This is a genomic window from Staphylococcus sp. GDY8P131P (genome assembly GCF_017891975.1).
GTDB classification, from domain to species: Bacteria; Bacillota; Bacilli; order Staphylococcales; family Staphylococcaceae; genus Staphylococcus; species Staphylococcus nepalensis.
The window spans coordinates 1-12,683 of sequence record NZ_JAESKF010000015.1 but is presented as its reverse complement, the minus strand read 5'-3'; the positions used below and the strand labels follow the sequence as shown (position 1 = coordinate 12,683).

Below are 12,683 nucleotides of genomic sequence, written 5' to 3'. Positions count from 1 at the left end.
ATGTCAAATTTGAACCTGATATAGGGAGTAAACGACTGAGATAAAAATACGCTTATAACAAGCTTTCGAAAAGCGACACTTATTACGTGCTTAAGCTCATGCCATCTTTTATGAATTTTGATAGTGTTTGCCAAGACAGACCAACGCACTCATTTTAGTGAAATATATTTTACTTGGTTACCATCTTGCTATAACGCTTTTTTATACAATTAAAATCAAAAAGGTTAAACTAGAAAGTAATAAGTGGGATAAACGTGAGGTGAGACGATGACTGTAGATCCAAAATTAAAGGATTTAGATATGCTAGATACCATCAGTGAACGACACGGTGAATTACGAAATATTATAGAAACTAAAGCAAACGACATCAATGGCATACACAATTCTAGTTCTGAATGGTATATCATGGCTAAACTATATGAAAGCACATTAACATTTGTAGAAGTAACACAAGCTGTGAATTTAACGAGACAAGCTATTCATAAATCAATTAAACAATTAGAAGAAAAAGAATTGGTTAAAGTTAAAAATATGACCCATAATAAAAAAGAAAAATGTGTGTCACTGACATATCAAGGCATCAAATGTATAGAACACTATATGACTTATAAACAATCAATTGAAACACATATTGAAGCGATGATAGGTCCCGAGCAATTCCAGACTTTTAAAATGATTTTACAACAAGATTGGCAACTCAAAGACTTAAAAGAGAATGACCCTAAATAAATGAAACGAATGAAGTATTGAGCCATTTCATAAAATGTGGCTTCAATACTTTTATTTTTAAATTTATTATCGTCAACTTAGTTGACAATAATTATAAAATTTTGCTACAGTAAGTAAGTTGATTATTCAAGGACATTGCTTTGAAGCAACTAAAATATCTATACATACCAATGAAAATGGCAATGTATAAATTTCAAAATTCAAATTGTGAATGTTCAATCATACAAATAAATTTGAATGGTAATATAGGAATAAGTTATGAACATAGAGGTTTTTAAAAAGAATGATTACTAGTCATATCGTGTACCAATGCATTATGTATACATATTAAGCATTCTTAAGTCTCTCAATGATACTTATACTTCATTTGACCATTAAAAGGAGTATATTAAATGGCTACACAAGTAAAAGTAAAAAATCCAAAAATGTACGCACTCGTACTTATGATTGGTGGATTTATGGGTCTGTTTAGTGAAACAGCGTTAAATATGGCTTTAACAGATATTATGACAGATTTCCAAGTTTCAGCTGCAGTCGTGCAATGGCTTACGACGGGGTACTTGCTCGTAATGGCTTGCTTAGTCCCCGCATCATCTTATTTAATTAAATGGTTTAATACCAAACAACTGATTATTACTGGTATTCTGTTATCATTATTAGGTGTCATTATTGGTGCACTCGCACCGAGTTTCGGATTCCTTTTATTAGGACGTATCGTACAAGCACTCGGTACAGGGATTTTATTACCAATCATGGTAACAGTATTAATGCTTATATTCCCTATAGAAAAACGGGGCGCCGTAATGGGGATCATGGGACTGGTTATTACTGCTGGACCAGCTCTTGGACCAACGCTTTCAGGTGTTATTATTTCTGCTTCAAGTTGGCATTTTATTTTTTGGATTAGTGCTATTTTATATATTATTGTATTATTATTAGCTATTTCGAAGGTAGAAAATGTAGGCGAAATTACAAAACCTAAAATCGATATCATTTCTATTGCTTTATCTACGGTAGGGTTTGCAGGGTTAATTTTTGCATTAAGTTCTTTAGCAGAAGCCTCTTTTACAAATATCATAGTATGGCTACCACTACTTATAGGCGTCGTTGCATTGGCAATCTTTATTGCACGTCAATTTAAAATCGATTCGCCCATGTTAAATTTAAATGTGTTCAAATATCCCATGTTTGTTTTAGGTACTGTAATGGTTTTTGTAACTATTTTATGCGTACTTTCTATGGGTATCTTACTCCCACTTTATTTAAAGGGCGCTTTGCTATTTAATTCCATTATAGCCGGTTTAATCTTATTGCCAGGTAATGCTATCAATTTAGTATTATCACCTGTGGTAGGGTCTTTATTCGATCGATTCGGCGCAAGATATTTTGGCATTATTGGATTTTTACTGATGTTTATTGCAGCGATGGCCTTTGCATTGATGATTTCAGTTTCTACCCCTGTTTGGGCTATTATTTTAGCGTTTATGGTGCTTTTCTTTGGTATATCTATGGTGATGATGCCAGCACAGACAAATGCTTTAAATCAATTACCTCATCACCTTTACGCAGACGGTTCGGCGACGATTACGACTTTAATTCAAGTGGCAGGTTCAGCTGGTACTGCCATCGCGATTACCATTTATACGACTGCGATGCATGCATTTGGTACAAACCATCCCAATGCTGAACAAGAGGTCATACTGGCGTACGGTATTCAATACGCATGCTTCTTTATTGTTGGATTGACAGTTATCGGATTTATCTTATCGCTGTTCGTTAAAAAAACTAAAAAAATATAACTCTATCAGTGATGCATATACAGGATCGAGGCCGTCATGTTTCAGTCATAACTAAAAGCATTAGAATGACAAAACATACGCCTTCTGTGATATGTATCACTTTATTTTTGCGCTATAGGCAATAAGGTCGAACAATGATATCATTTTATATAGACTGAATATGACTATAATTTATGATAATTACCCATTTAATAGTAAAAAATGTTATAATTTTACAATATACCAATTTTATTTTTTGTATAGAAAAATAGAATTAGCACGCTATAAATGGTAAATTATATTATAGAGAAATGCGTAGAAATTTATGTAAATGTACTACAATTTAGAAATGAGGTTTATAAATATGGCTAGAAAAGTTGTGGTAGTAGATGACGAAAAACCAATTGCTGATATTTTAGAATTCAACTTAAAAAAAGAAGGCTATGAAGTATACTGTGCGTACGACGGAAACGACGCAGTAGATTTAATATACGATGAAGAACCAGATATTGTCTTATTAGATATTATGTTACCTGGCCGTGATGGTATGGAAGTATGTCGCGAAGTCCGCAAAAAATACGAAATGCCAATTATCATGTTAACAGCAAAAGATTCTGAAATTGATAAAGTTTTAGGGCTAGAGCTTGGGGCTGATGACTACGTAACGAAACCATTTAGTACGCGTGAATTAATCGCACGTGTAAAAGCAAATTTACGCCGCCATTATTCGCAACCAGCACAAGAAGTGAATGATGCGTCTAATGAAATTACAATCAAAGATATTGTTATCTACCCAGATGCGTATTCTATTAAAAAACGCGGTGCAGATATCGAATTAACACACCGTGAATTTGAATTATTCCATTATTTATCTAAACATATGGGTCAGGTAATGACACGTGAACATTTATTACAAACGGTTTGGGGCTATGACTATTTTGGTGACGTACGTACAGTAGACGTAACAATTCGCCGCTTGCGTGAAAAAATTGAAGATGATCCATCTCATCCAGAATATATAGTGACACGCCGCGGTGTTGGATATTTCCTCCAACAACATGATTAGGGGATAGTGTTAAATGAAATGGCTTAAACATTTTCAATCGTTACACACGAAACTTGTTATTGTCTATGTATTGTTAATCGTAATCGGAATGCAGATAATCGGTTTATACTTTACCAATAGTCTAGAAAAAGAATTAACGCAAACATTTAAAAATAATATTTCGCAGTACGCGAAACAAATAGAAATCAATATTGAAAAAGTCTATGACGAAGATAACTCAGTTAATGCTCAAAAAGAAGTACAAAACTTATTAAATGAGTATGCGAATAGACAAGAAATAGAAGAAATCCGTTTTATTGATAAAGACCAAATTATTATGGCTACCTCGAAGCAGTCTACGCGTAGTCTAATTAATCAAAAAGCTAATGATAGTTCTATACAAAAAGCCTTATCTTTAGGGGAAATTAATAGCCATACGGTATTAAAAGACTATGGTAACGGTAAACAGCGTGTGTGGGTCTACAATTTACCAGTGAAGACATCAAACGACGGCACGATTGGTAATGTTTATATTGAAGCAGATATAAACGATGTTTATAACCAATTAAGTAATATCAATCAGATATTTATTGTTGGGACAGGTATCTCTCTTTTAATCACAGTTATATTAGGTTTCTTTATTGCGCGCACAATTACCAAACCAATTACAGATATGCGTAACCAAACGGTGGAAATGTCTAAAGGTAATTATACGCAACGTGTTAAAATATATGGTAATGACGAAATTGGTGAACTCGCGCTAGCCTTCAATAACCTTTCAAAACGAGTACAAGAAGCACAAGCAAATACTGAGAGTGAAAAACGCCGTTTAGACTCAGTTATTACACATATGAGTGACGGTATTATCGCAACCGATCGCCGTGGTCGTGTACGTATTGTGAACGACATGGCATTGACAATGATGGGCATGAAAAAAGAAGACATTATCGGTCATTATATGTTAAACATGCTTAAATTAGAAGAAGACTTCTCATTAGATGAAATCCAAGAAAACAACGATAGTTTCTTATTGGATATCAATGAAAGTGAAGGTATTATTGCACGTGTTAACTTCAGCACAATCGTACAAGAAACTGGGTTCGTGACAGGTTATATTGCTGTGCTCCATGACGTTACGGAACAACAACAAGTTGAACAAGAACGCCGTGAATTCGTAGCAAATGTGTCACATGAACTACGTACGCCATTAACCTCAATGAATAGTTATATCGAGGCCTTAGAAAGCGGTGCATGGAAAGACGATGAATTAGCGCCACAATTCTTATCCGTCACACGTGAAGAAACAGAACGTATGATTCGACTTGTAAATGATTTACTACAATTATCTAAAATGGACAATGAATCAGACCAAATCACTAAAGAAATTGTCGACTTCAATATGTTTATCAATAAAATTATCAACCGTCATGAAATGTCTGCTAAAGACACGACATTTGTCCGTGAAATTCCAAATCAAACTATCTTTACAGAAATTGATCCAGATAAGATGACACAAGTGTTCGACAATGTGATTACCAACGCGATGAAATATTCACGTGGTGATAAACGCGTCGAGTTTCACGTGAAACAGAACGCGCTTTATAATCGTATGACAATTCGTGTTAAAGATAATGGTATTGGTATCCCTATTAACAAAGTAGATAAAATCTTTGACCGTTTCTACCGTGTGGATAAAGCCCGTACACGTAAAATGGGTGGTACAGGTCTAGGACTAGCGATTTCTAAAGAAATTGTCGAAGCGCACAATGGCCGTATCTGGGCGAATAGTGTAGAAGGACAAGGAACGTCAATCTTTATTACACTTCCATGTGAAGTACTAGAAGATGGTGATTGGGATGCAGAGTAAAGAGTTGATTAAATCTATCATACTGTTTCTTTTAGTATTGATGAGCGCTATTTTAACGTATATGACATGGAACTTTTCACCTGATTTAGCGAACGTGGATAAAGATGATAATAGTAAGAAAGAAGCAAAATCAAATACAATTGGTAAACCTTTAGACCAAGGGATGTCTCAAGTGGTTACGCCATATCAAGTCATTCACTCTAAAGGCGAAAACACAGAAGGTATGGAAGCAACACGTAGCAATGTTGAAGAAACGATTCAGCCGTTAAAAAACCACCGCGTTTTACATGCTGAACAAATGCACAGTAACCATAATTTAATTATTCCAGATTTAAGCGATGAATTTTTAGTATTAGACTTTACGTATGATATGCCGTTAGCCACATACTTAGGACAAGTTTTAAATATTAATGCTAAAGTACCAAACAACTTTAAATTTGATCGTCTTTTAATCGATAATAATCAAGATGGTAAGATTAAACTTTATGCTATTAGTAAAGATAGACATAACGTCGTACGCATGACCACGACGGTTAAAGCAGATAAATTTTCACAAGCGATGAAAAAACAACAACAACAAATGCAACCATACACAGAAATTATTACGAATAAAGATACTATCGATAAGGCAACACATATTTTTGCGCCTAAATCACCAAAAGGACAAAAATCTTATCACACGATTTTTAATCGAATTAGTGTAGATACAATGAATTCTATTCTATTTAATGATTCAGTTGTTGTACGTAGTTCAAGAAGTGGTTCAGTGACTTACAATAACAATACAGGCGTTGCAAATTACAACGATGAAACTGAAAAATATCGCTATACGAATCTTTCAGAAGATGAAGCTCGTTCAAATAATATGCAAGACAGTATGCCAAGTACCTATGCATATATCAATAATCACGGTGGTTTTACCGATGATTTCAGATTATTCCACACCGACAATAAACGTGGTGAATTGACATATCAAATGTTCTTAAATGGTCGACCAACATTTAACGATGACGATTTAAACACATTAAAAGTATCTTGGGGTAATAAAGGTATTTTTGGTTACGCACGTACACTATTAAAAGCCAATGTAACCATTGATAGTGGTGAAAAGGAAGTAGACTTGCCTGGTGCTGAAACGGTCCGTTCTGAACTAGCTAATAATCCTGAAATAGAATTCGAAAAGGTAACCAATATGACCATAGGTTACAGCATGGAGGATAAGAAAGATAACGGCGATATCGAAATTCAACGCAACAGTGAATTCAATCCACAATGGTATGTAGAGTACGATGGCCAATGGCTTGCATACAAAGATGGGGGGCTAGAATAAATGAACTGGAAACACACGAAAACCTTATTTATTTTTGTATTTATTCTAGTGAACATTAGCCTCATCATTATCTATATTGATAAAGTGAATAAATCACACATTAATGACAGCGCCGACGAAAACGCAGTTAACTTTAAACAAGAAAAAATTGAAATTCCTGATAACTTACCAACCGTTAAAAATATTAAAATGCAGTTGCTGACCGCGAGATCTAACGACTTTTCATCCTATGCTAAATCACGTTCACATGTAACAAGTGAAGATTCTGGTCAAAAAATCAAAGGTGATATTAACAACCCTATTGATGTCAGTAACGACCAATATACAGATTTAAAATCTTATGTTAAAGATAGTGTTTATAAAGGCAAAAATTATGAAATGAGTAAGATTGACGATGATCACGTCACATTCGAACAGACATACAACAATTTTCCAATAATGAATAATAGCAAAGCCAAACTTGAATTTAACATTAATGATGATGGCAAAGCTTCCAGCTATAGACAAACAGCCATGAAAACCATAGCGCCTTCAGAAGGTGCCAATAATGATAAGAAACAAGTAAACACAGCGAGAAGTGCAATTGAAGCACTCTATTACAATCGTTACCTCAAACGCAACGATGAAGTGACCAACATCCGACTGGGTTACTACACCGTCGTTAAAGAGCCTAACGTTCAAGTATTAGAAGCCAATTGGGAAGTCAAAGTTAAGCATGCAAATGAGCTCAAGACATACTACGTCGAAGCTATATCAGATAGCCCGAAAATTATTGAAGAATAATAAGAGTGATATTTTTGTAGTTTTTGCAGCGTGATTAAAAACATTGTGCAGTAGTATCAATCAGTTTTATAAAACTTGTATTAACCACTGACGATAAGAGAGCGGATATACGAAATTAAACGCATCATTTTTGATTTCTATACCGCTCTTTTTCTATAAAAATAGAGAAGCGGCATTTTAAAAATGAGCTGTTTTATTAAACAATAAACTCAGTTTAAGCATCAAAGTATGTTAAAATAGATTATTGTTAAATGATAATGTATGAATGTGCAAAAACACGAGACGATATCATGTTATAAAAATGAATTCAAAACACCTATAAATGGTGAAAAAGTGATAAGTACATATTTTAAAATTCATTTTAGCTATTATAAAAACATCAATAATTAGACGGAAGGCATGCTAAGGGCATATAAACCGTAGACTGCCTTTAAGCATATAAGCAAATAGGTTTATTAGATTAGAAAGGGTGAATCGCTTGATACGGATGAGTGTATTAGCGAGTGGTAGTACAGGAAACGCCACTTATGTAGAAAGTGATAAAGGTAGTATCCTTGTCGATGCAGGCTTAACAGGTAAAAAAATGGAAGCACTATTTGGACAAATCGACAAACAAATTAAAAATTTAAATGGCATCTTAGTGACACATGAACATTCAGACCATATCAAAGGCCTCGGTGTCTTAGCACGTAAATACGGCTTGCCCATTTACGCAAACGAAAAAACATGGTCAGCGATTGAAAAGAAAGACAGTAAAATTCCAATGGATCAGAAATTCATTTTTAATCCATACGATACAAAATCTATTGCAGGATTCGATATCGAGTCCTTTAACGTATCTCATGATGCCATAGATCCACAATTCTATATTTTCCATAATAATTATAAAAAATTCACGATACTTACTGATACAGGCTACGTTTCAGACCGCATGAAAGGTATGATTCAAGGTAGCGACGCTTTCGTATTTGAAAGCAATCACGACGTTGATATGCTGCGCATGTGCGGTTATCCATGGAAAACCAAACAACGTATCCTAAGCGATATGGGACACGTATCCAACGAAGATGCAGGACATGCAATGACAGATGTCATAACAGGCAGCACCAAACGCATTTACCTGTCCCATTTATCACAAGATAACAACATGAAAGACCTTGCCCGCATGAGTGTCGGCCAAGTCCTAAACGAACACGATATCGATACAGAAAAAGAAGTCCTCCTCTGCGACACAGACAAAGCACAAGCCACACCAATATATACACTATAGAAGCGCTTGGTCTCATAGGTTGTGGGACCTAGCGCTTCTTAATGCATTAGCCTCAGCTAATGTAAACCGTAGTTTAGTAGTATTAACCAAAAAGTTTAGCGGCTCTTAATGCATTAGCCAAGGGCTAATGTAAACCTAAGATATATTGTGGGACCTAGCGCTTCTTAATGCCTCAGCTAATGTAAACCGTAGTTTAGTAGGCTTAACCAAAAAGTTTAGCGGCTCTTAATGCGTTTGCCAAGGACTAATGTAAATTCATATAAGATGTAGGACATAGCATTTCTAAATGTAGCCAACAGCAAGTTGTTGTAATCTTAAATTTGGCATAAGTTTAGTGATTTTTTAAGTAACGAATATATATTCAGTATCTATACAAATAAAATATGATAGAAGTCTTAGCCTATATTTCAATGAGAGTATAGGCTATTTTTGTGGTTAAGAAATTAAAACAAAAGATAATTGGAATATAAAATAATTTAAAGTAGGCTAATAACATAGTTATACATATATGCATTTATCTGATAATTTATAAACAGTGGATAACTTCGCTTATAGCATGAATAACTCAGACAAAATGTAAAAAATACGTAAATTATGTGAATAAGTATGTAAGACACCCAGTATCTTATCCACTAAATTATGCAAAGTTATCCAGAGGTGTGCACAATTAATATAGAAATACCCACATTATACACAGAGTTATCCACAAATAAACAAGTTATACACGTATAATCGTGAAAATATCGTAAATATTTTTAAATTATCGTATACATTCCTGTTATAATAAGAGGGAATAGTGTGAATAAGTGAATAACTTGTGGATAAGTATAATAACTACTGATTCTTAAAGCTTTTACAGGAGGCAAATAATGAAAATTACTATACTTGCAGTAGGTAAACTAAAAGAAAAATACTGGAAACAAGCAATAGCTGAATACGAAAAAAGACTTAGTGCTTATTCAAAAATAGAAATTATAGAAGTACCAGATGAAAAAGCACCTGAAAATATGAGTGATAAAGAAGTAGAACAAGTCAAAGAAAAAGAAGGCCAACGTTTACTAGCAAAAGTAAAACCACAATCTACAGTGGTAACTTTAGAAATTAAAGGGAACATGCTGACGTCTGAAGGATTAGCTAAAGAAATAGAAGGACGAATGACTAGAGGACAAAGCGACTTCACATTTATTATTGGCGGGTCCAATGGTTTACACCAGGACGTCTTAAACAGAAGCAATTACGCCTTGTCATTTAGTAAAATGACTTTTCCACACCAAATGATGCGCGTCATCTTAATTGAGCAAGTCTACCGTGCGTTTAAAATTATGCGAGGGGAAGCGTATCATAAGTGATGCGGTTTTTGATATGCTTCTGATTATCAATAATTTTGCTAAAAATCTAATTATAATATCTAAAAAAACATTATCTAATGTATTTTTGATATAATTAGAAGAAAGATAATTATCAGGAGAAAATAAATGAAACTTAAGAACATCAAAAACAATGAATTTAAAATTGATAATGACAATAATGATGTGATTTTAAACTCTTTAAATATAGGATTAAAATCGTATTTTAGTAGTTATAAAAGTATAAGAGAAAATTTTGACAAACGAACGTATAGTTATAGTCATAAACAGGATTACTATGAGAATTTTTCAGAAACTATTTTACATTTTCATCACTTTTTTGAATTAATCTTAAAGGAGCTATTGAGAGATGAGGAAGAATTATTGCCCTTATTTATATCAGATGATTCAGAATTAATAACAAGACTCATTCAAAAAATGCCATTATCTGAGAAAAAACGCAAAGAATTCATTCAACAAATACCACTATCTGACAATGAATTGAAAAATTTAAAAAGCTTAAGTTTTAGTCAATCACTTAATAGGGCCTGTGAAGTAATTAAATTAAAACCAGAAGTAAAATTCAAATTCTTAGCAAAGCATAGATCAGAATTTGATTATTTAAACTACTTAAGAAATAAAATATGGCATCAAGGAAAAGTAATGCTTAAATATGAAGCGTTTGACTTTTTAATAGGACAATATATTTTACCCTTAGTAAAAGAATGCTTAGAAGTTTCAGAATATAAGGAAAAATATAGAAGCCATAAAATTTGGAGATTTAATAAAAACAGTTTAGAAATTAATCCTTTTGAAGATATAATTGAAGAATTTAAAAATGAATCTCCAGCGATTGATAAAATTGCTGTCTTAAAAGAACTTGGTAGAGCATCCTATTACAGCCATTATGGTAAAGGTTTTGGTAGCATTATGGATTCGAGAAATCAAAGCGCTAACCAACTAGCACAAGCAGAGTTGAATAATAGTTTTACATTTACCAATGAAATTTTAAAATGTCCATGTTGTGCTGCGATGTCCTTAGTAACATACACTAAAGAAGTAATTACTGATATTTATGAATATGAGTACGAGGATGAACAAGGTAATGTTCAATTTTATGAACAAGAAGATAGTTTTCAATGTATATATACAGTTAAATGTGCAAATTGTAGTTTTCAATTAAATGATAAAGGTATTAAAAATTTAAAAGAATATGAATTTGATGTTGAAGATTACTGGATAAATATAGACCACTATTAATAAAAGGGAGAGAAAGTATATGGCAACAATTGGATTTGAAGAAAAGTTATGGCAAGCTGCAGATAAATTACGTGGCAGTATGGATGCAGCAGAATACAAGAATGTAGCGTTAGGTATTATATTTTTGAAATATGTCTCTGATTCTTTTGAAGAAAAATATGAAGAATTGAAAAATGATGAATATGCAGACGAAGAAGATAAAGATGAGTATTTAGCAGAGAATATTTTCTGGGTTCCTAAAGAAGCACGTTGGCAATATATTAACGATAATTCAAAGAAACCAGAAATTGGTCAAATTATTGATAAAGCAATGATAGCAATTGAAAAAGAAAATGAGTCATTAAAAGGCGTGTTACCTAAAGATTACGCAAGACCAGCATTAGATAAAGAAAAATTAGGCGATATTATCGATCTATTTACATTCAAAGTTGGCGATTCTGAAAGTAAGAAACAAGACGTATTAGGTCGTGTTTATGAATACTTCATCGCAAAGTTTGCAAGTGCTGAAGGTAAAAATGCGGGAGAATTCTATACACCTGCGTCAATTGTTAAGCTCCTTGTCGAAATGATTGAACCTTATGAAGGTAGAATCTATGACCCATGTTGTGGTTCTGGAGGTATGTTTGTTCAAAGTGAACGTTTTATAGAGCGTCACCAAGGACGTTTAGATAATATTGCGGTTTATGGTCAAGAATCAAATCCAACCACTTGGAAATTGGCAAAAATGAATTTGGCTATTAGAGGTATTGATAGTGATTTAGGTGACCATCATGCTGACACGTTCCATAATGATTTACACAAGGGGCTAAAAGCAGATTTTATCCTTGCTAATCCACCTTTTAATGCGAGTGATTGGGGACAAGAAAAATTACTAGATGACCATCGTTGGAAATTTGGTATCCCTCCAAAAGGAAATGCTAACTATGCGTGGATTGAACACATGATTTCTAAGCTAGCACCGAGTGGTACTGCAGGATTTGTTTTAGCAAATGGCTCAATGTCTACAAGTGGTAAAGATGAATTAGAAATTCGTAAAAACTTAATCGAACAAGATTTAGTAGAGTGTATTGTAACCTTACCAGGTCAATTATTCTACTCAACACAAATACCAGTTTGTTTATGGTTTATTTCAAAAGATAAAGAAAAGAATGGCAAAAATGAACGTAAAAAAGAAGTCCTCTTTATCGATGCAAGATAAAGTCCGGATAAATGTGTAAAAGTAAAAAGGCCAAATAACATTCATTATACGGTACAATGTTTTTAACGACAAAAACA

Annotated in this window: 9 protein-coding genes and 1 pseudogene; all 10 read left to right on the top strand. The window is 33.5% G+C overall.

Features of this window, described 5'->3' with window-relative positions; genetic code table 11:
• Nucleotides 1-267 precede the first annotated feature (267 nt).
• Nucleotides 268-729: a MarR family winged helix-turn-helix transcriptional regulator gene (locus tag KA894_RS11240; protein ID WP_107643879.1), complete on the top strand. Its 462-nt coding sequence runs from the start codon at nt 268-270 to the stop codon at nt 727-729.
• A 392-nt stretch (nt 730-1,121) separates the two neighbouring features.
• The gene (locus tag KA894_RS11235) at nt 1,122-2,528 is read left to right on the top strand and encodes a DHA2 family efflux MFS transporter permease subunit (protein ID WP_103373108.1); all 1,407 of its coding nucleotides are present in this window, start codon (nt 1,122-1,124) and stop codon (nt 2,526-2,528) included.
• A gap of 343 nt (nt 2,529-2,871) precedes the next feature.
• Nucleotides 2,872-3,573 (top strand): response regulator YycF, encoded by a 702-nt coding sequence (gene yycF / locus KA894_RS11230; RefSeq protein WP_096807959.1) that lies wholly within the window; start codon nt 2,872-2,874, stop codon nt 3,571-3,573.
• A gap of 13 nt (nt 3,574-3,586) precedes the next feature.
• A complete protein-coding gene (gene walK / locus KA894_RS11225) occupies nt 3,587-5,419 on the top strand; it encodes a cell wall metabolism sensor histidine kinase WalK (protein ID WP_103373107.1) in 1,833 nt (610 codons plus the stop codon).
• The gene (locus KA894_RS11220) at nt 5,409-6,749 is read left to right on the top strand and encodes a YycH family regulatory protein (protein WP_096807961.1); all 1,341 of its coding nucleotides are present in this window, start codon (nt 5,409-5,411) and stop codon (nt 6,747-6,749) included. The genes walK and KA894_RS11220 overlap by 11 nt, the downstream gene beginning before the upstream one ends.
• On the top strand, nt 6,750-7,532 hold the full coding sequence (locus KA894_RS11215) for a two-component system regulatory protein YycI (RefSeq protein ID WP_107643882.1): 783 nt from the start codon (nt 6,750-6,752) through the stop codon (nt 7,530-7,532).
• A 469-nt stretch (nt 7,533-8,001) separates the two neighbouring features.
• Entirely contained in the window at nt 8,002-8,802 is an 801-nt protein-coding gene (locus KA894_RS11210; RefSeq protein ID WP_096807963.1) for an MBL fold metallo-hydrolase, read from the top strand.
• 869 nt (nt 8,803-9,671) lie between these two features.
• Entirely contained in the window at nt 9,672-10,151 is a 480-nt protein-coding gene (rlmH, locus tag KA894_RS11205) for a 23S rRNA (pseudouridine(1915)-N(3))-methyltransferase RlmH (protein ID WP_096807964.1), read from the top strand.
• Nucleotides 10,152-10,277: 126 nt separating this feature from the next.
• Nucleotides 10,278-11,408: a hypothetical protein gene (locus KA894_RS11200; RefSeq protein WP_210133974.1), complete on the top strand. Its 1,131-nt coding sequence runs from the start codon at nt 10,278-10,280 to the stop codon at nt 11,406-11,408.
• Between the two features lie 19 nt (nt 11,409-11,427).
• Nucleotides 11,428-12,603: pseudogene (locus KA894_RS11195) on the top strand (type I restriction-modification system subunit M); the annotation flags it as partial.
• Between the last annotated feature and the right edge of the window lie 80 nt (nt 12,604-12,683).

Coding starts and splice junctions, on each gene's coding strand:
- walK (WP_103373107.1), top strand. CDS start 3,587: ATGAAATGGCTTAAACATTTTCAATCGTTACACACGAAACTTGTTATT.
- KA894_RS11215 (WP_107643882.1), top strand. CDS start 6,750: ATGAACTGGAAACACACGAAAACCTTATTTATTTTTGTATTTATTCTA.
- KA894_RS11220 (WP_096807961.1), top strand. CDS start 5,409: ATGCAGAGTAAAGAGTTGATTAAATCTATCATACTGTTTCTTTTAGTA.
- rlmH (WP_096807964.1), top strand. CDS start 9,672: ATGAAAATTACTATACTTGCAGTAGGTAAACTAAAAGAAAAATACTGG.
- yycF (WP_096807959.1), top strand. CDS start 2,872: ATGGCTAGAAAAGTTGTGGTAGTAGATGACGAAAAACCAATTGCTGAT.
- KA894_RS11200 (WP_210133974.1), top strand. CDS start 10,278: ATGAAACTTAAGAACATCAAAAACAATGAATTTAAAATTGATAATGAC.
- KA894_RS11235 (WP_103373108.1), top strand. CDS start 1,122: ATGGCTACACAAGTAAAAGTAAAAAATCCAAAAATGTACGCACTCGTA.
- KA894_RS11240 (WP_107643879.1), top strand. CDS start 268: ATGACTGTAGATCCAAAATTAAAGGATTTAGATATGCTAGATACCATC.